The sequence below is a fragment of the Stenotrophomonas sp. YJH_SMC_105-26 genome, from assembly GCF_059368915.1.
Genome location: NZ_JCAFSD010000008.1, coordinates 1 through 22,479, shown reverse-complemented (window position 1 = coordinate 22,479; position 22,479 = coordinate 1). Strand labels below are relative to the sequence as shown.

General features: G+C 67.6%; 18 protein-coding genes, 2 pseudogenes and 1 riboswitch. Of the genes and pseudogenes, 14 read left to right on the top strand and 6 right to left on the bottom strand.

Annotated elements, in window-relative coordinates; genetic code table 11:
* Positions 1–4 precede the first annotated feature (4 nt).
* Together AC5P7F_RS16770 and AC5P7F_RS16765 are read left to right on the top strand one after the other, a co-directional pair.
* A complete protein-coding gene (locus AC5P7F_RS16770; RefSeq protein WP_046428763.1) occupies positions 5–2,152 on the top strand; it encodes a glycosyl transferase family protein in 2,148 nt (715 codons plus the stop codon).
* Positions 2,149–4,972 (top strand): annotated as a pseudogene (locus AC5P7F_RS16765) (NfrA family protein). The gene AC5P7F_RS16770 and the pseudogene AC5P7F_RS16765 overlap by 4 nt, the downstream one beginning before the upstream one ends.
* On the opposite strand, the gene AC5P7F_RS16760 reads toward AC5P7F_RS16765, so the two are convergent.
* The 3 genes from AC5P7F_RS16760 to ettA form a co-directional block, all read right to left on the bottom strand.
* Complete coding sequence (locus AC5P7F_RS16760) at positions 4,966–5,970, bottom strand: DUF4434 domain-containing protein (protein ID WP_230548470.1); 1,005 nt, start codon at positions 5,968–5,970, stop codon at positions 4,966–4,968. The pseudogene AC5P7F_RS16765 and the gene AC5P7F_RS16760 sit on opposite strands and share 7 nt — an antisense overlap.
* Positions 5,971–6,109: 139 nt before the next feature.
* Positions 6,110–7,426 (bottom strand): NCS2 family permease, encoded by a 1,317-nt coding sequence (locus tag AC5P7F_RS16755; RefSeq protein ID WP_032962452.1) that lies wholly within the window; start codon positions 7,424–7,426, stop codon positions 6,110–6,112.
* A gap of 92 nt (positions 7,427–7,518) precedes the next feature.
* Positions 7,519–9,183: an energy-dependent translational throttle protein EttA gene (ettA, locus tag AC5P7F_RS16750; protein ID WP_005415249.1), complete on the bottom strand. Its 1,665-nt coding sequence runs from the start codon at positions 9,181–9,183 to the stop codon at positions 7,519–7,521.
* Between the two features lie 254 nt (positions 9,184–9,437).
* On the opposite strand from ettA, the pseudogene AC5P7F_RS16745 reads away from it, so the two are divergent.
* The 7 genes and pseudogenes from AC5P7F_RS16745 to ribD all read left to right on the top strand — a co-directional run bounded on the left by AC5P7F_RS16745 (position 9,438) and on the right by ribD (position 14,778).
* A pseudogene (locus AC5P7F_RS16745) lies at positions 9,438–9,908 on the top strand (RcnB family protein).
* 235 nt (positions 9,909–10,143) lie between these two features.
* A complete protein-coding gene (gene glyA / locus AC5P7F_RS16740; RefSeq protein ID WP_046428769.1) occupies positions 10,144–11,397 on the top strand; it encodes a serine hydroxymethyltransferase in 1,254 nt (417 codons plus the stop codon).
* A gap of 124 nt (positions 11,398–11,521) precedes the next feature.
* Positions 11,522–11,995 carry a hypothetical protein gene (locus AC5P7F_RS16735; RefSeq protein WP_046428771.1) on the top strand — a complete coding sequence of 158 codons (474 nt, stop codon included), beginning with the start codon at positions 11,522–11,524 and terminating at the stop codon, positions 11,993–11,995.
* Between the two features lie 6 nt (positions 11,996–12,001).
* Entirely contained in the window at positions 12,002–12,421 is a 420-nt protein-coding gene (locus AC5P7F_RS16730) for a hypothetical protein (RefSeq protein WP_046428774.1), read from the top strand.
* Between the two features lie 27 nt (positions 12,422–12,448).
* A complete protein-coding gene (locus AC5P7F_RS16725) occupies positions 12,449–12,898 on the top strand; it encodes a hypothetical protein (protein WP_032962449.1) in 450 nt (149 codons plus the stop codon).
* A 152-nt stretch (positions 12,899–13,050) separates the two neighbouring features.
* A complete protein-coding gene (nrdR, locus tag AC5P7F_RS16720) occupies positions 13,051–13,572 on the top strand; it encodes a transcriptional regulator NrdR (RefSeq protein ID WP_010481984.1) in 522 nt (173 codons plus the stop codon).
* A 120-nt stretch (positions 13,573–13,692) separates the two neighbouring features.
* The gene (gene ribD / locus AC5P7F_RS16715) at positions 13,693–14,778 is read left to right on the top strand and encodes a bifunctional diaminohydroxyphosphoribosylaminopyrimidine deaminase/5-amino-6-(5-phosphoribosylamino)uracil reductase RibD (RefSeq protein WP_046428779.1); all 1,086 of its coding nucleotides are present in this window, start codon (positions 13,693–13,695) and stop codon (positions 14,776–14,778) included.
* Between the two features lie 36 nt (positions 14,779–14,814).
* Here ribD and AC5P7F_RS16710 read toward each other — a convergent pair whose 3' ends face one another.
* From AC5P7F_RS16710 to AC5P7F_RS16700, 3 genes are all read right to left on the bottom strand, one after another.
* On the bottom strand, positions 14,815–15,192 hold the full coding sequence (locus AC5P7F_RS16710; protein WP_014645918.1) for a hypothetical protein: 378 nt from the start codon (positions 15,190–15,192) through the stop codon (positions 14,815–14,817).
* 146 nt (positions 15,193–15,338) lie between these two features.
* Positions 15,339–16,223 (bottom strand): hypothetical protein, encoded by an 885-nt coding sequence (locus AC5P7F_RS16705; RefSeq protein ID WP_014645919.1) that lies wholly within the window; start codon positions 16,221–16,223, stop codon positions 15,339–15,341.
* A gap of 152 nt (positions 16,224–16,375) precedes the next feature.
* Positions 16,376–16,996, bottom strand: a complete 621-nt coding sequence (locus AC5P7F_RS16700; RefSeq protein ID WP_014645920.1) for a hypothetical protein — start codon at positions 16,994–16,996, stop codon at positions 16,376–16,378.
* Between the two features lie 624 nt (positions 16,997–17,620).
* A riboswitch (FMN riboswitch) is annotated at positions 17,621–17,766 on the top strand.
* A 77-nt stretch (positions 17,767–17,843) separates the two neighbouring features.
* On the opposite strand from AC5P7F_RS16700, the gene AC5P7F_RS16695 reads away from it, so the two are divergent.
* The 5 genes from AC5P7F_RS16695 to thiL all read left to right on the top strand — a co-directional run bounded on the left by AC5P7F_RS16695 (position 17,844) and on the right by thiL (position 21,759).
* On the top strand, positions 17,844–18,470 hold the full coding sequence (locus AC5P7F_RS16695; RefSeq protein WP_014645921.1) for a riboflavin synthase: 627 nt from the start codon (positions 17,844–17,846) through the stop codon (positions 18,468–18,470).
* Positions 18,467–19,567 carry a 3,4-dihydroxy-2-butanone-4-phosphate synthase gene (gene ribB, locus AC5P7F_RS16690; RefSeq protein WP_495204185.1) on the top strand — a complete coding sequence of 367 codons (1,101 nt, stop codon included), beginning with the start codon at positions 18,467–18,469 and terminating at the stop codon, positions 19,565–19,567. The genes AC5P7F_RS16695 and ribB overlap by 4 nt, the downstream gene beginning before the upstream one ends.
* A 160-nt stretch (positions 19,568–19,727) precedes the next feature.
* A complete protein-coding gene (gene ribH / locus AC5P7F_RS16685; RefSeq protein ID WP_005415267.1) occupies positions 19,728–20,195 on the top strand; it encodes a 6,7-dimethyl-8-ribityllumazine synthase in 468 nt (155 codons plus the stop codon).
* The gene (gene nusB / locus AC5P7F_RS16680) at positions 20,192–20,671 is read left to right on the top strand and encodes a transcription antitermination factor NusB (RefSeq protein WP_495204184.1); all 480 of its coding nucleotides are present in this window, start codon (positions 20,192–20,194) and stop codon (positions 20,669–20,671) included. The genes ribH and nusB overlap by 4 nt, the downstream gene beginning before the upstream one ends.
* 125 nt (positions 20,672–20,796) lie before the next feature.
* Positions 20,797–21,759 carry a thiamine-phosphate kinase gene (gene thiL / locus AC5P7F_RS16675; protein WP_046428783.1) on the top strand — a complete coding sequence of 321 codons (963 nt, stop codon included), beginning with the start codon at positions 20,797–20,799 and terminating at the stop codon, positions 21,757–21,759.
* Positions 21,760–22,479: the final 720 nt, after the last annotated feature.

Here is a 22,479-nt window from a genome sequence, read left to right as displayed (position 1 = left end):
CACCGTGGACGGTCTGTTCTGGAACATCCAGCTGGCCAACTACTACGCCGCCCTGGAAACCACGGCGGCGGCGGTGGCCGTGCTGATCCTGATCTCCAGCCTCGATGACCTGTTCATCGATGTCTGGTACTGGGTACGCGAGAGCTGGCGCGCGCTCACGATCAAGCGCCGCGATGCCTACCGGCCGCTGACCCAGGACGACCTGCTGCAGCGCCCGCAGCAGCCGCTGGCGATCATGGTGCCGGCGTGGATGGAGTACGACGTCATCGCGCAGATGGTGGAGAACATGATCAACGTGCTCGATTACCGCGAGTACGTCGTGTTCGTCGGCACCTATCCCAACGACCAGCAGACCATCGATGAGGTCGAGCGCATGCGTCGCCGCTACAAGCGCCTGCGCCGCGTGGAAGTGCCACACGACGGGCCGACCAGCAAGGCCGACTGCCTGAACTGGCTGATCCTGGCGATCTTCGACTACGAGAAGCGCCACGACATCGAGTTCGCCGGGGTGATCCTGCACGACAGCGAGGACGTGCTGCATCCGATGGAACTGCGCTTCTACAACTACCTGCTGCCGCGCAAGGACATGATCCAGCTGCCGGTCACCTCGCTGGACCGCGAGTGGTATGAGCTGGTTGCCGGTGTCTACATGGACGAATTCGCCGAATGGCACGCCAAGGATCTGGTCGTGCGTGAAAGTGTTTCCGGCATGGTGCCATCGGCGGGCGTCGGTACCTGCTTCTCGCGGCGCGCGCTGCTGGCGCTGAGCGCGCAGACCGACAACCAGCCCTTCAACACCGACAGCCTCACCGAGGACTATGACGTCGGTGCGCGGCTGGCGGCGATGGGCATGCAGTCGATCTTCGCCCGCTTCCCGGTGCAGTTCCGCGTGCGTCGCCCGTCCTGGTTCGGCTGGGGGCCGGTGCGCGAGCGCACCCAGCAGATGGCGCTGTGCGTGCGCGAGTACTTCCCCGACAACTTCCGTGCCTCGTACCGGCAGAAGGCGCGCTGGGTGCTGGGCATCGGCCTGCAGAGCTGGGAGTCGCTGGGCTGGCGTGGCTCGCTGGCCACCAAGTACCTGCTGGCGCGCGACCGCAAGGGCATCATCACCTCGTTCGTCAGCATCATTGCCTACCTCATCTTCCTGCAGCTGCTGTTGTTCTGGCTGCTGAAGATGTCCGGGGTGTGGACGATGCAGTTTCCCAGCGTGTTCCAGGCCGGTACCTGGCAGATGAACGTCGCGCTGCTGACCACCGCAGCGCTGGCCACCCGCGTCGTGCAGCGCTTCTACTTCGTCAACCGGCTGTACGGCTGGGAGCATGCCTTGATGTCGATCCCGCGGATGGTGGTCGGCAACATGATCAATTTCATGGCCACCGCGCGTGCGTGGAAGGTGTTCCTGGCTTACCTGCTGTTCGGCAAGCGCATGGTCTGGGACAAGACCATGCACGACTTCCCGGATGCGGCGCAGCTGGTGCAGACGCGCAAGCAGCTCGGCGAGCTGTTGACCACCTGGCAGGCGGTGGAGCCGGAGCGCCTGCAGCAGGCGCTGGACCAGCAGCACGCCGGCCGGCAGCAGCCACTGGGCCGCATCCTGCTCACCCAGGGGTGGCTGGATGATGAAACGCTGGCCGAGGCGATCGCCTTCCAGGGCGACCTGCCTCGTGCGGTGATCGACGTGGACTACCTGCGCGCCTTCCACTTCCCGGTCAGTGCCGATGCCTGCGTGCAATGGCGCATGTTGCCGCTGCCACCGCGCCAGCAGGGCACCCTGCGGCTGGCCGTGGCCAGCCCATTGCCCGAAGAAGCGTTGGCGCTGCTGAAGCAGGAAACCCGCAGCGAGCACATCGAACAGAGCATTGCCCGCGAAAGCGAAATCAACGCAGGCCTGCGCCTGATCGGCGGCGACCGGCACTGGCAGCTGGACAACGTGCCGCTGCTCGGGGACCTGCTGGTGGAGATGCGCCTGATCGATCACGCGCGCTTCGAGATCGCACTGGATGCCTACAAGCCGCAGCGCGATGGCCGCATCGGCGATTACCTGGTCAAGCAGGGCGTCACCACCGAGGACGCCGTCGCCCAGGCCATGCAGGAGCAGCGCCGGCGTGCGGCCGTGCTGCAGTCGCCGCCTCCCGGAGCCTTGCCGGCATGAAGACCACGCTGCTGTCCACCGTCATTGCCGTGGCACTGGCCACGGCCGCCACGCCGGTACTGGCACAGGCCGATGCGGCCCTGCCGCTGTCCGGCGCTGCATATCGCGTCGCCGAGCAGGCCTTCACCGCTTACGAGCGCGGCGACTATCAAGCGGCTTACCAGCAGTCCACCGAAGCGATCCGGCTGCGCCCAGACGTGGTGCGGCTGCGCCTGTTGCAGATCTACGCGCTGCAGAAACTGGGCCGGCCGGCGGAGGCCCAGCAGCAGGCACGTCGTGCACTGGATGCGGGGTTGAAGGATCCGGCGTTGCCGGCGCTGGCCGCTGCCACCGCTGCGCGCAGCACGCCTCCGGATGCCAGGAGCGGGCGCGCACCCTCCCCACCGCGCGTGGCTGGCAGCGGCGCAGACCGCGCCAGGCAGCAGGCCTACGCGCTGGCCACCGAGGCCTACGCCGCTTATGACGCCGGGCGGATGGGAGAGGCAGCCAGCAAGGCCGAGCAGGCCTTCCGGCAGCAGCCAACGCAGGGCGCCTGGGCGATGCTGTGGGTGGCCGCGCTGGAAGCACAGCAGCAGCCCGAACAGGCCGACGCCGCCATTGCCACCGCGCTGCAGCTGGGCGCGCCGAATGTCGAGGCATTGCGCGCACGGCGCGTGGCGCTGGATCGACAGCGCGCGCTGCTGCAGGCCCAGCAGGCGTACCGGTCGCTGTCCACGCAGGATGATGCCGCGGCCGTTGCGCAGGCACGTGCCGCTGTCGAGCTGGCACCGGAGGTGGCGACGTACCGGTTGCTGCTGATTACCGCGCAGCTGCAGCAGGGGCAGCTGGCCGACGCCGAGCGCAGTGCCGACCAGGCGTTGCAGGCCGACGGCCAGGATCTCAATGCGCGGGTACCTGCGCCAGCGCCAGGGCAACAGCCTGCTGGCCAATGAAGACTTCGACGCCGCACTCGCCGCGCCGGGGTCAACCATGCAGCAGCGCAACGTGCGCCTGCTGGCCGTGGATGCGGCCCTGGCCGCTGGGGACCGCACACGTGCGGGTGCACTGCTGGCGCCGCTGCGCGCGGCATTGCCAGCAGATGCCAGCGATGCACGCGCGCAGCAGCTGCTGCAGCAGGGCATCGAGCAGCGCGCCAAGGCGGTCCGTTCCAGTCGCGAGCGTCCGCGCATGAGCGCGCAGACCTATCCGGCGCCGTTCCAGCACTGCCAGTCTGGCGACAGCGGCAACCGTTGCGAGTTGATGCCGGCCGACCTGCAGGGCGACGGTGGTGCCGCACAGCGTGCCTACGCGGCCTACGCGCGCCGGGACTATGCCGAGGCCATCGGCGAGGCGCGGCAGGCCGTGCAGCTCGCACCGGAGGACGCGGGCCTGCAGGGGCTGCTGACCAGCACGCTGGCGGCAGGCAACCGCAGCCAGCAGGACGAAGCACGGCAGCGCCTGGATGCGGCGCTGGCACAGCGCCCTGACGATGCGGAGGCGCTGATGCAGCGCGGCTACCTCAACCAGAAGGCGCACGAGCCGGCGCGCGCACTGGCCGACTTCCGTGCCGCCGAGGCCACCGGCAGGGCACCAAAGGGCGTGGTGCTTGACCAGGCCTACGCCAGCGCGGCCAACGGCGATCACCCGCAGGCGGTGACCCTGCTGCGGACGGCCATTGATCGTGCCGATGCCGGCGAGCTGCCACTGGATGCGCACCAGCGCTACAACGTGCGCAATGCCATCGCCAACTATTCGCGCGAGTGGGGCGTGATCGCCTCGGCCGGCTTCCGTGGCGCGCGCCAGGCGGCGACCAATGTCGGCGGCGCGGCGATCAGTACGCCGGGTGATTCGGTGTTCAGCACGCTTGAAGCGTTCTGGCGCCCGCCGGCTTTCAATGACCAGCACGGCACGCTGGAGCTTTACGCGCGGCTGCTCAACACCCTGTACGACGAGGGTGGCACCTACGAGTCGATCCGCGCCGTGGACCCGTGCACCGGCGAATCGACGCCCGATGCACGCGCGCGCGCCGAACGGCTCAGCCGCTCGCGTTCCACCACCGGCTGGCCGTCCACCATCGCCTCGTTCGGCCTGCGCTACGCCTTCGGCCAGACCGGCCTGAGCGCCGGCATCGAGCGTCGCCAGTTCCTCGGCAGCGCCACCCGCACGGGCGATGTCTACCCCGCTTCGGCGGCCGTGCAATGCAGCCTGCAGCTGGCCCGCAACCCGCCACTGGAAGCCAGCACACTGGCCCGCTACCGCCTGGCCAGCGGTTCCGGTGGCTGGATGTCCTACCTGACCTACGGCTATTACCACGGCACCGACCTGCGCACCGACGTGAATCAGTGGTGGATGGTCAGTGGCTACGCGCAGGGCGGTTACACGTGGGATGACAACAGCGCGCATTTCACCCTCGACGCACTCGATGCCAATGGCGCGCCGGTGCGCCGGGTGGGCGATGCCAACGGGCGCCTGCATCGCGAACAGTGGTTCGCTGCCGGTGAACTGCGTGCCGGCCGCAGCTTCCGCTTTGGTGCCGGGCAGACCCACTGGGTGGTCACGCCGTATGTGGTGGTGGGGGCGGACTGGCTCGACCAGCGCTCGCGGGTGCGCGACATCCGCTACCCGCTGTTCCCGGCGCAGTCGTTCGCACTCAACGATACGCAGCGCAGCTGGTCACTCGGCGCAGGGCCGGGCGTGGGCGTGCGCTACTGGTTCCGCGAAGACCACTACAACACGCCGCGTTCCTACCTGGACCTGACCGTGCAGTACCGCTTCGCGATCGGCGGCGGTGATACGCAGCGCGCCAAGGGCCTGTTCGCGACCGCCATCCTCTCCTACTGAGGCAGGCCCCAACGTCGTCGCAGCGCCGCGGCCTGCGGCGTGTCCTGGGTCAGCCACGGCTCCAGTGCATAGACCAGCACGTGCTGCGCACCGCTGTCGTGCGCCCACGCCAGCTGCCGCTGGATGCGCGCGGCATCTGCGGTTTCGCCCTTGAACGCGCTGCCGTCGGCGGGGCTGCCGGGCAGTTCGCGGAACAGTTCGACGATCGCATCGAACCCGATGCCCTGTGCCCGGAAATGGCCGAGCAGCGGTTGCAGCTGCTGCACGTTGCCGGCGCCGGCCACCCCCACGCCGTCCTGCACCATCGGCCGCAGCGCGGCCCGTGCCAGCACCGCCTGCCACAGCGCGACCAGGTCGCCGTCGGTCTGCAGGCGGCTGAAGTAGCAGGAGATCGCACAGTCACCGCCGCGCGCGCTGGCGGCCTGCGCCAGCCCGTGCAGCCACTGCGCCAGCCATTGCTGGCGGGCCGGATCGGCCCAGTGGAACTGCTCCAGTTCGTAGGGCAGGTACCAGCCGCCGAAGGCGGGCTGCTGCGCCCACGGCGCCTGTGCCAACCAGCTGCGCGCGTGCGCCAGGCTGTCGGCCAGGAACGCCTGCAGCGTGGCGTCGTCGGCGCCGATGGCCTGCCACCAGCGTTGCTGGAAGGGCAGGCCAACGCGGATGCGGATGTCGTTCTCGCTGGCGGCGGTGAACAGCTGCTGCAGGTTGCTGTCCGGCAGCGACCAGTCGCCATCGCTGCCACCGACGATGCCGGTCCACTGCAGCACCAGCTGCCGGCAGCCCAGCGCGTGGGCAAGCTTCAACGAACGTTGCCAGTCGGCCGGGCCCCACTGCAGATGGCTGCGCCAGGGCTGCAGGAAGGTGCCATCCACCTGCACCGGCAGCGAACAGCCGGGCAGGGTGGCGAGCGTAGCGGCCAACGGCGCCAGCACTGCCGCGCGCAGCAACCGGCGGCGCAACGGCGAAGACGGATCCGTGGGAAGGTCGGGCCGAACCATGCCCGCATCATCCCAGAGCACCGTGGGTGGGAGGTGAACCCCGCGCCGGGTGGTGCCGGCCGCTGGCCGGCATCGTGCCCCGGGTGGCAGGTGAATCACCATCCGGTAGTGCCGGCCGCTGGCCGGCATCGCGCCCCGATTATTCCAACGCGTAGCGCAGCGCGAACAGCACCGCCACCAGCCACACCGCCGGATGCACTTCGCGCCAGCGGCCGGTGCCGGCCTTCAGCGCCGCATACGCGATGAAGCCAAACGCCAGGCCATTCGCGATGGAGTAGGTGAACGGCATCGCCAGGGCACACAGTGCGGCCGGCACCGATTCGGTCAGGTCGCTCCAGTCCACGTCCACCAGTTCGCGCAGCATCAGGCCGGCCACGAACAGCAGCGCCGGTGCGGTGGCATAGCCGGGCACCATCGCCGCCAGCGGCGAGAACAGCAGTGCGGCCAGGAACAGTGCCGACACCACCAGTGCAGTCAGGCCGGTGCGGCCGCCCACCTGCACGCCCGAGGCGCTTTCAGCGAACGCGGTAGTGCTGCTGGTGCCCAGCAGCGAACCGGCCACGATCGCCGTGCTGTCGGCCAGCAGCGCGCGGCCGAAACGCTTCTGCGCGCCCGGCAGTTTCAGCAGTCCGGCGCGACCGACCACGCCATACAGGGTGCCGGTGGCATCGAACACTTCCACCAGCACGAACACCAGCACCACCTGCAGCAACACAGCGATCGGCGCGCCACCGTTGTGGTGCAGCAGGCCCGGCAGGTCCAGCTGCAGGAAGGTCGGCGCCAGGCTCGGCGGCAGCGAGACCAGGCCCTGGTACTGCACGTCGCCCAATGCCCAGCCCGCGCCGGTCACCGCCAGGATGCCGATCAGGATCGCGCCACGGATACGGCGCGCTTCCAGCACCGCGATCAGCAGGAAGCCGGCCAGTGCCAGCAGCGGCGGCGCCGTGTTCAACGGGCCCAGCGCCACCAGCGTGTCTTCATTGCCGACGATCACGCCGGACTTCTGCAGCGCGATGATCGCCAGGAACAGGCCGATGCCGGCCACGATCGCCGAGCGCAGCGACGAAGGAATGCCCGACACCAGCCACGCCCGCACACCGGTCAGCGACAGCACCAGGAACACCAGGCCGGAGATGAATACCGCGCCCAGTGCCTGCTGCCACGGCAGGCCGGCGGCACCGACCACGGTGAAGGCGAAGAACGCGTTCAGGCCCATGCCCGGTGCCATGCCGACCGGGAAGTTGGCCGCCAGTGCCATCACCGCCGAACCCAGCGCCGCGGCCAGGCAGGTGGCCACGAACACCGCACCCGCGTCCATGCCGGTGGTGCCGAGGATCTCGGGGTTCACGAAGACGATGTAGGACATCGTCAGGAAGGTGGTGACACCGGCCAGCAGCTCGGTACGCACGGTGGTGCCGTGCTGCTGCAGCTGGAACAGGCGCTCGAACAGGGACATGGGGCTTCTCGCGACAATAAGGTGTCACGACCAACGGTCGTGACCTACCCGAATGCAGAACGGCCGCGCAGAGCGCGGCCGTTCTTCCTTTCTTACTTCAGCGCCTTGAAGCGCAGGCGCTTCGGCGCGGCATCGTCGCCCATGCGACGCTTCTTGTCTTCCTCGTACTCGCGGTAGTTGCCCTGGAAGAACTCCACGTGCGAGTCGCCTTCGAAAGCGATGATGTGCGTGGCGATGCGGTCCAGGAACCAGCGGTCGTGCGAGATCACGAAGGTGTTGCCCGGGAACTCCAGCAGCGCGTCTTCCAGCGCACGCAGCGTTTCGATGTCCAGGTCGTTGGACGGTTCGTCGAGCAGCAGCACGTTGCCGCCCTGCAGCAGGGTCTTGGCCATGTGCAGGCGGCCACGCTCACCACCGGACAGCGAGCCGACCATCTTCTGCTGGTCCTGGCCCTTGAAGTTGAAGCGGCCGATGTAGGCGCGCGACTGGATCTCGATGCCGTTGATGTTGAGGATGTCCAGGCCACCGGCGATTTCCTGGAAGACGTTGTGGTTGCCTTCCAGCTTGTCGCGGCTCTGGTCCACGTAGGACAGCTGCACGGTCGGGCCGATCACGATCTCGCCCGAATCCGGCTTCTCCTGGCCGGTGATCATCTTGAACAGCGTCGACTTGCCGGCGCCGTTCGGGCCGATGATGCCGACGATCGCGCCCGGCGGAATCAGCATCGACAGGTTGTCGATCAGCAGGCGGTCGCCGAACTTCTTGGAGACGTTCTTGAACTCCATCACCATGTTGCCCAGGCGCTCGCCCGGCGGGATGAAGATTTCGTTGGTCTCGTTGCGCTTCTGGTAATCCTGCGACTGCAGCTCTTCCAGGCGGGCCAGACGGGCCTTGCCCTTGGAGCGGCCGCCCTTGGCGTTCTGGCGCGACCACTCCAGTTCCTTCTGGATCGCCTTCTGGCGGGCCTTTTCCTGGTTCTCTTCCTGCTTCAGGCGCTCATCCTTCTGCACCAGCCATTCGGTGTAGTTGCCCTTCCACGGAATGCCGCGGCCGCGGTCCAGTTCCAGGATCCACTCGGCGGCGTTGTCCAGGAAGTAGCGATCGTGGGTGACGGCCACCACGGTGCCGGTATAGCGCGCCAGGAACTGTTCCAGCCATTCCACCGACTCGGCGTCGAGGTGGTTGGTCGGTTCGTCGAGCAGCAGCATGTCCGGCTTCTGCAGCAGCAGGCGGCACAGTGCGACGCGGCGCTTTTCACCGCCGGACAGGTTGGCGATCTTGGCATCCCACGGCGGCAGGCGCAGCGCATCGGCAGCCACGTCCAGCTGGTTTTCCAGGGTGTGCGCGTCGCCGGCGGCCAGGATCGCCTCGAGGCGCTCCTGTTCCTTGGCCAGCGCGTCGAAGTCGGCGCCTTCCTCGGCGTAGGCGGCGTACACCGCCTCCAGCGCGGCCTGGGCCTGCAGCACTTCGCCCACGCCTTCCTCGACCGACTCGCGCACGGTCTTGTTCGGGTCCAGTTCCGGTTCCTGCGCCAGGTAACCGACCTTGATGCCGGGCTGCGGGCGGGCTTCACCCTCGAAATCGGTGTCCACGCCGGCCATGATCTTCAGCACGGTGGACTTGCCGGCGCCGTTCAGGCCCAGCAGGCCGATCTTCGCGCCCGGGAAGAAGGACAGGGAAATGTCCTTGATGATCTGCCGCTTGGGCGGGACCACCTTGGACACGCGGTTCATGGTGTAGATGTATTGCGAGGACATGCGGTCTCCGTAGGCGCGGCCCTGCGCCCGACCCGTCACGGGAACATCCCGTTGCGGCAGCGGGCACAGACTGGAATGGAATACCGCCAATTATAGCCGGAACCGGTTCCGGCCCGCGCCCGGCCGGAGCCGCGCAGGCTGGCCGTGGCCTGAATACTCCGTCACAGTCCTGCAGCGGGAAGCGTTTCCAGCCGGAAACGGTTCAGATCGGTTGCGCAATATGGGCTCACCACCCACCCAAGCAGAGGTCTGACATGCGCATCAATCGAGTAATGGCCGGCGCCGTGGCCTCTGTGCTGGCGCTGGGCGCCGTGACCCCGGCCTTCGCCGACAACGACCATCGCCGCGACCACGACCGCCGCGAGTGGCGCGAGGATCGCCGTGAGTGGCGCTAGGACCGCCGCGACTGGGAGCGCGACCGCCGCGAGGCCCGGCGCGACTGGGAACGCGACCGCCGCGACTGGCACCGTGACCATGATCGCTACTACCGCCCGGCACCGCCGCGCGTGGTCTATCGCCCGGCCTATGGCCCGGGCTATGGCTGGAAGGTCGGCCACCGCTACCGCGACTACTACCGCGGCCCGGTCTACGTGGTGAACGACTACCCGCGCTACAACCTGCGCCGCCCGCCGTACGGCCATCAGTGGATCCGGGATGATCGCGGCAACATGCTGCTGGTGGCCATCGCCACCGGTGTGATCGCCCAGTACGTGCTCAGTCGCTGAGGATCGCGGCCGGGGTCGGATCCCTTTCCAACGGAAAGGGCTCTGACCCTTGCGCTGATGGGGTCGGATCCCTTTCCAACGGAAAGGGCTCTGACCCCACAACATCAATCGAAACCATACGGGGCCGGATTCCTTCGGGGATGCCGGCCCCGTCCGTTTCGGCCCCAGCGGGCCAGTGCGGAGCTACAATCGAGGGCTGAGCCGTACCCCTTTTCCCTGCCTGCTGGAGTACCCGATGTTCCCGCGTGACGTCCGCATCGAATCCTACGATCCCGAACTGGCCAAGGCCATCGCCGCTGAGACCCAGCGCCAGGAAGACCACGTCGAGCTGATCGCCAGCGAGAACTACACCAGCCCGGCGGTGATGGAAGCCCAGGGCAGCCAGCTGACCAACAAGTACGCCGAAGGCTACCCGGGCAAGCGCTACTACGGTGGCTGCGAATACGTGGACATCGCCGAGCAGCTGGCGATCGACCGCCTGAAGCAGCTGTTCGATGCGGACTATGCCAACGTGCAGCCGCACAGCGGTTCGCAGGCCAACCAGGCCGTGTACTTCGCCCTGCTGCAGCCGGGTGACACCATCCTCGGCATGAGCCTGGCCCACGGTGGCCACCTCACCCACGGCGCCAAGGTCAATGCCTCGGGCAAGCTGTTCAACGCCGTGCAGTACGGCGTCAACGACCAGGGCCTGATCGATTACGACGAAGTCGAGCGCCTGGCCCTGGAGCACAAGCCGAAGATGGTCGTGGCCGGCTTCTCGGCCTACTCGCAGGTGATCGACTGGGCGCGCTTCCGCGCCATCGCCGACAAGGTCGGCGCCTACCTGTTCGTCGACATGGCCCACGTCGCCGGCCTGGTCGCCGCAGGCGTCTACCCGAGCCCGCTGGAACACGCCCACGTGGTCACCTCGACCACCCACAAGACCCTGCGCGGCCCGCGCGGCGGCATCGTCATCGCCAAGGGCGCCGACGAAGACCTGGTCAAGAAGCTGCAGTCGATCGTGTTCCCGGGCATCCAGGGCGGTCCGCTGATGCACGTCATCGCCGGCAAGGCCGTGGCCTTCAAGGAAGCGCTGGAGCCGGGCTTCAAGGCCTACCAGCAGCAGGTGGTGAAGAACGCCCAGGCGATGGCCAATACGCTGATCGCGCGTGGCTACAAGATCGTCTCCGGCGGCACCCAGAACCACCTGATGCTGGTGGACATGATCGGCAAGGACGTGTCCGGCAAGGACGCGGAAGCCGCGCTGGGCAAGGCCCACATCACCGTCAACAAGAACTCGGTGCCGAACGACCCGCGTTCGCCGTTCGTGACCTCGGGCCTGCGCCTGGGTACGCCGGCGGTGACCACCCGTGGCTACGTCGAACAGGACTGCGTGGATCTGGCCAACTGGATCGCCGACGTGCTCGACGCACCGAACGATGACGCGGTCATCGCCCGCGTGCGCGACGCCGTCAGCGCGCAGTGCCGCAAGTACCCGGTCTACGGCTGATCGGGGCCGGGGTCAGAGCCCTTTCCTGGCGGAAAGGGATCCGACCCCGCCTTCCGGATCGACGCAGGGGTCGGATCCCTTCCCGCAGGGAAGGGCTCTGACCCCGTCATCAGGAATCCCGCGCATGGATGAGCGCCGCCTCAAGTACCTGTACATCGCACTGGCGGTGCTGTTCGGCCTGCCCAGCCTGTTCTTCGGCGGTGCCGGCGCCTGCATCGCCGTGGTCATGGGCGTGATCGGGCTCGTATCGCTGGACGCGGACAAACTGTGGTTTGCCGTCGGCATGTTCGCGTGGGGATCGTGCGCGATCGCCGGCCTCGTGGCCTGGGTCGCACTCAGCATCGTCTGGCTGCGCGATGGCGCACGCGGGCTGCACATGGCATCACGCCGCTGGTGGCTGCTGCTGGGCCTGGGCGTGCTGGCGGGCCTGCCCCTGCTGGCGATGGCGCTGTACTACTTCGCCGAGCTGGGTCCGTCCGTGCTCAGCGGGCTGTTCGCCGGGCCGTCCCTGCTGGTGCCCACCGGTATGTTGATCCTCCTGCGGCTGCGTGCCGACGCCATGGGCGAGCCATCCGGCCCGGCACGGTCAAAGGAGTAGGCCCGCGTGGATGAGCGCCGCGCCCGGTATCTGTATGCCATCCTGGCGGTGGTCTTCGGCCTGCCCAGCCTGGTGGTGGGCGGTGCTGTAGCGACGATGCTGCTGCTGATGGGGCTGGGCCAGTTCGGTCATGGCACGCTGGCCTCGGTGACGGTGATGCCGCTGTGGGGCCTGGCCGGCATTGCCGGTTGCCTGGCCTGGTTGTGGCTCAGCGCGGGTTTTCTGCTGCAGGGGCGTGCCGGGCTGCACGTGCACCGCCTCTGGTGGTGGATGCTGCTGGCGGGCGGTCTCGCCGCCTTGCCCCCGCTGGGGCTGGCGCTGTGGTGGGGCATCGCCGTGCATGCCGAAGGCATCGGCTTGTTGCTGCTGGGCCCGTCGATGCTGGTGCCGGCTGCGATGCTGGTGTGGATCAAACGCCGCGCATGACGTGGCCCATGGAAGGACATCGAACGCATGGATGAGCGTCTGCACAAACGCTGGATGGCGATCGCCGGCCTGCTGGTGGGCCTGCCCACCGTGGCGGCAGGCGGCACGGGTGCCGTGCTGGGGCTGATGGTCGTATGGGACGGCAAGTACCTGACGGGCGACGAGCACACGTGGTTGCTGCTGTGGTCGTCGGCTGGAATCATCGGCCTGCTGTCGTGGTTGTGGCTGAGCGGCCTGTTCCTGTGGCGCGGTGTTGCCGGCCTGCGCCAATCACCGGTTGTCGCCTGGGTCGGCCTTGCGCTGGGGGTGCTGGCCGCGTTGGCCGTGGTCGCCGCCGCGTTGTACTTCACCTTCAAGCATGGGGAAATCTCGACCCTGGCCTTCCTTGGGTTCGGCCCGCCGCTGCTGGTGATGGCCGGGCACCTGGCGTGGCTGCGCTGGGCACGCGCGGCCCCGGTGCCGTCGGCACCTGGTTGAACGTCTGGTCCTGCTGACCTCACTGGACGCTCTGGTTGGCCGAAATGCAGGTACTTCCGCGCAGACAGCATTTGCCGCTGCGCCCTTTCTCAGGTACCTTTGCGACGCTGCCATGACCGTGGCAATAGGTACTTTCCTGAGCCAGGCGTTCCATGCACTGCCCCTTCTGCCAACATGCCGATACCCGGGTCATCGACTCGCGCGTCTCTGAAGACGGCGCGACGATCCGTCGTCGGCGTGAATGTGAAGCCTGCGGCGAGCGCTTCAGCACCCTGGAAACGGTCGAACTGAAGCTGCCGGCCATCGTCAAGAGCGATGGCACGCGCGAGGCGTTCGACCAGCGCAAGGTCCGCGCTGGCTTCGACCGCGCGCTGCAGAAGCGTGCGGTGGCCGAAGACAAGATCGAAGCAGCGGTGCGTGCGGTGGTTCACCAGCTGCGCATCAGCGGCGAGCGCGAAGTGCCCTCGATCAAGGTCGGCGAGTTCGTGATGAACGAACTGCGCAAGCTCGATCATGTCGGCTACGTGCGCTTCGCTTCGGTCTACCGCAGCTTCGAGGACGTGGCCGATTTCCGCGAGGAGATCGAGAAGCTCGAGCGCGACCTGCCGTCCAGTACCGAACAGCTGCAGCTGCTGGGCGATGTGATCGCCCTGACCAAGAAGAAGAAGGGCTGACTGCCTCTGCCTTGGGGGTGCCAACCTTGGTGGGCACCGGTGGCCGCATTCACTGGTGGGTGCCAACCGTTGGTTGGCACTGACGGCATGGATCAACACCGGCGGCGTTACCATGGCTGCATGACCACTTCGTTCTCCGTCCTCGACCACCTGCACATGGCCAACGCGCTGCGCCTGGCCGAGCGCGCTGCCTATACCACCCGCCCCAACCCGATGGTCGGCTGCGTGATCGCCCATGGCGAACGCGTGGTCGGGCAGGGCTGGCACCAGCGCGCCGGTGGCCCGCATGCGGAAGTGTTCGCCCTGCGCGAGGCCGGCACCGAAGCACGCGGTGCCACCGCCTACGTCACCCTGGAACCCTGCGCCCACTACGGGCGCACGCCACCGTGTGCGCTGGCCTTGATCGAAGCTGGCGTGTCGCGCGTGGTCGCGGCGATGCGTGATCCATTCCCGAAGGTCGATGGCGGTGGGTTCGATCTGCTGCGCAATGCCGGCATCGACGTCGCCGAAGGGCTGATGGCGGCGCAGGCGCGCGAGCTCAACAAGGGCTTCCTGTCGCGCGTGGAGCGCAATCGGCCGTGGTTGCGGGTGAAGCTGGCCGCCAGCCTGGATGGCCGTACCGCGATGGCCGATGGCAGTTCCAAGTGGATCACCGGGCCGGCCGCGCGCGAGGACGTGCAGCACTGGCGCGCGCGCGCCGGTGCGATCCTGACCGGCGGCGACACGGTGCTGGCCGACGACCCGATGCTGACCGTGCGCCTGGCCGATACCGAAGTGATGGCACCACTGCGTGTGGTGCTGGATTCGCGCCTGCGCTCGCTCGAATGCAGCCGCGTGCGCGAGGGCGGGGCACCGACGCTGTACCTGCACGCTGCGGCGGTGAGCGCGCCGGATGCGGCCGATGCCGAATTCGCCAGCGTGCCCAGCGCAGAGGGGCGGTTGGACCTGGGCGCGGTGCTGGCGCTGCTGGCCGAGCGCGGCATCAACGAAGTGCACACCGAAGCCGGCGCGACACTGGCCGGTGCGCTGCTGCGCGGTGGCTGGGTCGATGAGCTTCTGCTCTATCAGGCGCCCACGCTGCTGGGCGACAACGGCCGCCCGCTGCTGGCTGGCCTCGGCATTGATGCCATGGACCAGCAGCGTCGCCTGCGCGTGGTTGACCAGCGCCAGGTCGGCGAGGACAACAGGCTGCTGCTGCGCCCATGAAGGAATGACGCAGGGCAGGGGGCTACGCCCATGGCGTCAGGCCGCTTCGTCGTCTTCTTCGCCAACGGGGCATTGGCCTTTCCATTGCTGCTTCCACAGCACATGCAGGTCGCGGCAGTACGCGCCGAGCGCCTCGCCCGGCAGTTGCCTCGCCTTGAACCGCAACTGGCGACGCGTAAAACCGTCGTCGTACTCATCCGGCAGTACCAGCACGGCACACTGGTCGTGGTACATCAGGAAGTCGCGGCAGTGATCATCCTCACTCATCCACGCATCCAGGTGCCTGTCGCTCAGCTGCGTTGACTCGAAGGCGACCGAGGGTTGGACGACGATGATCTTCGTGGCTTTGAACCTGGACGCCTCGGCCTGCCAGCACACCATCAGCGCCAGCAACATGAGCGCGGTCGACGTCATACGGTGTTTCATGCGGTTGCCCTGGTGGAAGAGGGCAACAGCATTGACCATGCAGGCCGCGCAGGGCCATGCAAGGGTTCTGAAAATGCAGTTGCCCTTGCCGTCGGCAACGCTGGGCAGCGCGTAGGCTCGGCGTTACATCGCACTTACGCGCATTCGTCGGTCCACATCATCTCGGCGATCGGGCGCAGTGCCTTGCATTCCTGCGTCATGTCTTCGGCTGACTTCACCTTCGCCTTGGCCTTCAGTTCCTCGGTCATGGCATCCACGCCACTGATCTGGTCCGGCGCGATCTTCGCCACGCAGGCGCGGTGCTGCTGCAGCAGCAGGTCACAGCCGGGTACGCCGGTCACCTTCGGTGCGCTGGCCGCCTGCGCGTCCTGCATCCAGTCCTCGAACGGTGCCAGCGCGCCGGTCACGGTACCCACCAGATCGTCGAAGTTGCCGCTGTACCAGTAGCCGTTGTCCTTGGCCGGGTACAGGGTGAAGGTGCCGCTGACCGGCACGCGCGCACCGCTCTGCAGCGCCTGGGTGTAGGCGTCGGTGAACTGCCTGCGCGCGGCCGGGCTGGCGTCGGCCGCAAGGCTGGCGGCGAACAGCGGGCGCACCTTGCCGAGGTCGGGCACCTGGCAGCTGAAAGTGATGCGCGCCAGCTTCTGGTCTTCCACGTACTCGTTGTCTTCAATCACGCTCTTGCTGGCGCGGCACTTCGAATCACGCAGGGCCTTGGCATACAGCGCTTCGCTGGCGGCCGCGTCGGCCTTTGCGCCGGTGCTGGCAAGCACGACCTGCCACGGATCGGCCAGCGCCTTGGCCAGCGCACCCGGGTTCGGGGTCACCGCGTCCTGGCCTTCGAACGCCGGCTTCAGTGCATCGTTGAGCGCGCGGGTCGCCACGGCGTCATCTTCCAGCAGCACGCGTGCGTACAGGTCGAAAGCCTGTTCGGGCGTCAGTGTGGCCGGGGCGGCGCCGGCCAGCAGCGGGGCCGCCAGCAGGGCGCTGGCCAGCAGGGTACGCAAGGGAGTCTTCATGACGGTGTTTCCTGTTCCAGAGGCGCGCAAGCGTAGCGCATCTTTGCGCAGGCCCGTTGGTGCCTGTGGCCGCCTGCCGGCGCGCGCGGGCCCAAAAAAAACGGGCCCCTTGCGGGGCCCGTTCGATCGCACGACGAGGAGCGATCGGTAAATCAGAAGCTGGCGCGGACGCCGACCGAGTACTGGGTGACGTCGCGGTAGCCGGCGATCTCGCCCACTACACCCCAGGTCTTGGTGAAGTTGACCTGGCCGCCGACGGTGCCGACCCAGGTGCCCTTGTAGTTGTTGCCGCCATCCATGTAACCGGCCTTGGCCCAGGCTTCGGTCATGCGCGACGGCTTGCCGCGGATACCCATGGTGACGCGGCCCAGGTTGGTGTGGTCCTTGCCGTGGTAACGCACGCCGTCGTAGCGCAGGGTCGATTCGGCGTTCTGGCGCACCCAGGCGGCATCGGCGGTGAAGTCCAGGCGGTCGGTCCACGGCATGTGGTAGCCGATACCCAGCTCCGGCTGGTTCAGTTCCAGCTTCAGCGAGTCTTCGCCGTAGTGGCGGGTCTTGCTGGTGCGCGACCAGCCACCGAACACGTAGACCTGCTCGGCCAGCGCGACCGAGCCGCGCAGGTAGCCACCGTCGACCTTCGGGTCGTCCAGCACGTTGTCGTCAACCTGGACCTGGGTCCAGCCGCCTTCCACGTAGGTGTAGCTCAGGGCGTCGGCCGAAGCCGAGAACGGAGCAGCGGCCAGCAGGGCGGCCACGATCAGGATCTTGCGCATGGGAATTCCTGTGAATTTCAGTCCATTGGCGGGCCTGCCCTCGCGGCTGCCCGTGGCGACCTCATGTCGTCCGCTGCGGATTTTAATGAAAGTTTTACAAAATGCGAGAGACGGCCGTCACAAGCTGGTCTGGCTTGGCCGGGGTCAGAGCCCTTTTCTGCGGAAAGGGATCCGACCCCGGCCATCAGAGTGCGAGCCGGCCTGCATCGGGGTCGGATCCGTTTTCCGTCGGAAAACGGCTCTGACCCCTCGCGATTTCGAGGGACCCGGGGTCAGAGCCCTTTCCTGCGGAAAGGGATCCGACCCCGGTCATCAGAATGCGAGCGGGCCTGCATCGGGGTCGGATCCGTTTTCCGTCGGAAAACGGCTCTGACCCCTCCGCGATTTCGAGGGACCCGGGGTCAGAGCCCTTTCCTGCGGAAAGGGATCCGACCCCGGTCATCAGAGTGCGAGCGGGCCTGGATCGGGGTCAGATCCGTTTTCCGTCGGAAAACGGCTCTGACCCGTAGCGATTTCGAGAGGGCCGGGGCCAGAGCCCTTGCCTGCGGAAAGGGATCCGACCCCGGGCATCCCACCCCGTTCAGCACGGGCTGGTACACTAGCCGCGCCGGTTCGCCGGTACACAAACGTCTTCAGGGCGGGGTGCAATTCCCCACCGGCGGTAGGTGCGCAAGCACGAGCCCGCGAGCGCCCCGGCCCACGGCCGGGGGTCAGCAGATCCGGTCCAATGCCGGAGCCGACGGTCATAGTCCGGATGAAAGAAGACGGTGCCACAGGGCCTTCGCGGCCCTGCGCCCGCCTGTTTGCCTTGCGGCGTTTTTCGCTCACTTTTCGCGGAGAACGTTACTTGTTTACTGGAATCATCGAAGGCGTCGGCCGTCTGGCCGCACGCGAATCCATCGGCGGCGATGTCCGCTTCACCTTCCACGTCGGGAATCTGCCGTTCGACCACGTGCAGATGGGCGAGAGCATCGCCATCAACGGCGTCTGCCTCACCGTCATCGCGTTCGACGCCAGCAGCTTCCAGGCCGATGCCTCCACCGAGACCCTGGGCCTGACCACGCTGGGCCAGTTGGGCGAAGGGGCGGTCATCAACCTGGAGCGCGCCATGCGCCCGACCGACCGCCTGGGCGGCCATCTGGTCAGCGGCCACGTCGACGGCCTCGGCCAGGTGCTGTCCATCCATGACGACGCGCGGGCCCAGCGCTGGCGTTTCGCCGCGCCGGCCTCGCTGCGCCGCTATATCGCCAAGAAGGGCTCGATCTGCGTTGACGGCGTCAGCCTCACCGTCAACGAAGTGGACGACGACGGTTTTGAAGTCGCCCTGATCCCGCACACCGTGGCGAACACCGCCTTCTCCGCCACCGGCGTGGGCAGCGCGGTCAATCTGGAAATCGATCTGGTGGCCCGTTACGTCGAGCGATTGATGGGTGTGCCGAGCAACGGTCAGCACCCACAGGGAGACGCAGCATGAACTTCGCCCCGATTCCGGAAATCCTGGAAGACATCCGCCTGGGCCGCATGGTGGTCATCGTCGATGACGAAGACCGCGAGAACGAAGGCGACCTGATCATGGCCGCCGAGCTGGTCAAGCCGTCGGACATCAACTTCATGGTCACCCACGGCCGCGGCCTGGTGTGCCTGCCGCTGACCCGCAGCCGCGCCGCCGACCTCGGCCTGGCGCCGATGGTGCAGGCCAATACCGCCCAGTTCCAGACCAACTTCACGGTCAGCATCGAGGCCGCCGAGGGCGTCACCACCGGCATTTCGGCGCATGACCGCGCGCATACCATCCGCACCGCGGTAAAGCCCAATGCCAAGCCGTCGGACCTGCACCAGCCGGGCCACATCTTCCCGCTGATCGCCCAGCCGGGCGGCGTGCTGACCCGCGCCGGCCACACCGAAGCCGGCGTCGACCTGGCCATGCTCGCCGGGCTGGAACCGGCCGGCGTGCTGGTGGAAATCCTGAACCCGGATGGCAGCATGGCGCGCCGCCCGGAGCTTGAAGTGTTCGCCCGCGAGCACGGCCTGAAGATGGGCTCCATCGCCGATCTGATCGCCTACCGCCTGGCCACCGAAAAGACCGTCGAGCGCGTGGACGAGCGCGAGATCGACACCGAATTCGGTCCGTTCAAGCTGGTGACCTACCGTGACCGCATCGCCCACGACCTGCACTTCGCGCTGGTTCGTGGCACGCCGGATGCGGACACCCCGACCCTGGTGCGCGTGCAGGTGGAAAACCCGCTGGCCGACCTGCTGCACTGGCGCCGCGACGACTTCGGCGTGGCGGCCACCTATGCCCTGCGCGCGATCGATGCCGAGGGCGCTGGCGTGATGGTGGTGCTGTCGGCCCCGCGCGATGGCGAAGCCCTGCTGGCCCGCCTGCGCCAGCAGCCGGCGCCGGTGGTGCCGGGCAAGGACAAGGATGTGGGCCAGTGGCGCCGCAACGGTGCCGGTGCACAGATCCTGTCCGACCTGGGCCTGGGCAAGCTGCGGGTGCTGGGCACCCCGCGCCGCCAGGTTGGCCTGGCCGGTTACGGCCTGGAAGTGGTGGAGACGGTCACCCTGTAATGGGGGATTGCCGGCCAGCGGCCGGCACTACCGGTGGGTGCCGGCCCCATGCCACCGGTGGGTGCCGACCGTTGGTCGGCACACCCTGCGGGCCCCCGCCAGCCACGGCCGGGGCCCATCCACGCTAGAATTACCCCCTTATCGAGTCCCCAAGCCGCATATGAGCCACTACGAAGGCGATCTTCGCACTCCCGAGTCGGCGCGCTTCGCCATCCTGGCCAGCCGCTGGAACGCCCGCATCACCGACGCGCTGGTCGCAGGCGCGCGCCTGAGCCTGGCCGGCAACGGCATCACCGAAGCCAACATCGACGTGATCCGCGTGCCGGGTGCCTGGGAACTGCCGCTGGTGGCCGCGCGCCTGGCCGCCGCCCATGAACACGCCGCCATCCTCACCCTGGGCTGCGTGATCCGTGGCGACACCCGCCACTACGAACACGTGGCCGACCGCTGCGCCGAAGGCCTGATGCGCGTGCAGCTGGATTTCGGCGTGCCGGTGCTGAACGGCGTGCTGGCGGTGGAACGCGTTGAAGACGCCGAGGCCCGCGCAGGCGGCAGCCACGGCAACAAGGGCGAGGAAGTCGCACTCGCCGCACTGGAAATGGTCAATCTGCTGGAGCAACTGCCATGAACAAGAACACCCAGGGCAAGCCCTCCGGTAAACCCGTCCGCCGCGATGGCGTCGATCCGGTGCTGCGCTCGCGCGCCCGCCGTCGTGCCGTGCAGGCCATCTACGCCTGGCAGATCTCGGGCGGTAACGCACAGTCGCTGATCGCCCAGTTCGTCCACGAGCAGGCCCGTGAAATCGCTGACCTGGCGTACTTCGAGGCGCTGCTGCACGGCGTGCTCGACAACCGTCGTGACATCGACGAAGCGCTCGGCCCGTACCTGGACCGTGGCATCGAGGAAGTGGACGCGATCGAACGCGCGGTGCTGCGCCTGGCCGCCTACGAGCTGCGCTACCGCCTGGACGTGCCATACCGCGTGGTGATCAACGAAGCGATCGAATCGGCCAAGCGCTTCGGTTCCGAACACGGCCACACCTACGTCAACGGCGTGCTGGATCGTGCCGCCGTGGAATGGCGCAAGGTCGAATCGGGTCACTGACCCGATTTCTGTAGAGCCGAGCCATGCTCGGCTCACCGTGCAGCGCACGGTTGCGTTCGGCAATGCGGCGCGTGATCGAACTGCAGCCGAGCATGGCTCGGCTCTACAAAAAAGCAGAACGCCCCATGTCCCTGGCCGAATTCGCCCTCATCGACCGCATCCGCGCCCGCACCCTCGAGCGCGACGACATCCTGCTCGGCATCGGTGACGACGCCGCGCTGCTGCAGCCGCGTGCCAACGAGCAACTGGTGGTCACCGCCGATACGCTCAACAGCGGCGTGCACTTCCCGGTTGAGACGCCTGCCTTCGACATCGGCTGGAAGACCCTGGCGGTCAACCTGTCGGACCTGGCCGCGATGGGCGCGCGCCCGGCGTGGTGCACGCTGGCACTGTCACTGCCGGAAGCGTCTGAAGACTGGATCGAGGCCTTTGCCGATGGCTTCTTCGCCCTGGCCGACCAGCACGACATCGCGCTGATCGGTGGCGACACCACGCGCGGTCCGCTGTCGCTGTCGGTGACCGCGATGGGCCAGGTCGGGCGTGGCCAGGCCCTGCGGCGCGACCGCGCACAGGCAGGCGATGACATCTGGATCAGTGGCACGCTGGGCGATGCCGCCGGCGCGCTGCGCCTGTGGCAACAAGGTGCGTTGAGCATCGCCACCGCCACGCTGCTGGCCGACTACGAAAGCCTGCGCCTGCGCCTGCTGCGGCCGACGCCGCGCGTGACCCTGGGCCTGCGCCTGCGGGCCTTCGCGCACGCGGCGGTGGATGTGTCCGACGGCCTGCTGGCCGACCTCGGTCATATCGCCACGCGTAGCAACGTGGCCGCGCATGTGGATGCCGATTCGCTGCCGATCTCGCACGCGCTGCGTGAGCTGCTCGGCCGCGACACTGCGCGCGACTGCGCACTGCGCGGGGGCGACGACTACGAACTGTGCTTCACCGCCGCCGCCGACCAGCGCGACGCACTGCACTACCTCGCCGAATCGCTGGACGTGCCGCTCACCCGCATCGGTCGGATTGCCGAAGGGCAGGGCGTGAATGTGGATGGCGAAGCCGCCGACGGCGGTTACCAGCACTTCGCGTAGCCGCAGCGGTACCGCCCTGCTGGGTGCCAAGCTTCGGGGTGGGGTCAGATCGATGTTGCTCTGGTAGGTGCCAACCTTGGTTGGCACGGATGTGTCAGCCGCGCGTGCCAACAGCGTGTCGACCAAGGTCGACACCTACCCAGGCGGGAACACCTTGGTGTTGCTCTGGCAGGTGCCAACCCTGGTTGGCACGAATGTGTCAGCCGCCCGTGCCACACCGTGTCGACCAAGGTCGACACCTACCAAAGCGGAGGCGTATCGGTGCGCTCTGGCAGGTGCCAACCTTGGTTGGTACGAATGTGTCAGCCGCCCGTGCCAACAGCGTGTCGACCAAGGTCGACACCTACCCAGGCGGGAATACCTCGGTGTTGCTCTGGTAGGTGCCAACCTTGGTTGGCACGAATGCGTCAGACGCGCCGTGCCAACCAGCGTGTCGACCAAGGTCGACACCTACCCAGGCGGGAATACCTCGGTGTTGCTCTGGTAGGTGCCAACCTTGGTTGGCACGAATGCGTCAGACGCCCGTGCCAACCAGCGTGTCGACCAAGGTCGACACCTACCCAGGCGGGAATACCTCGGTGTTGCTCTGGTAGGTGCCAACCTTGGTTGGCACGGATGTGTCAGCCGCCCGTGCCAACACCGTGTCGACCAAGGTCGACACCTACCCAGGCGGGAATACCTCGGTGTTGCTCTGGTAGGTGCCAACCTTGGTTGGCACGA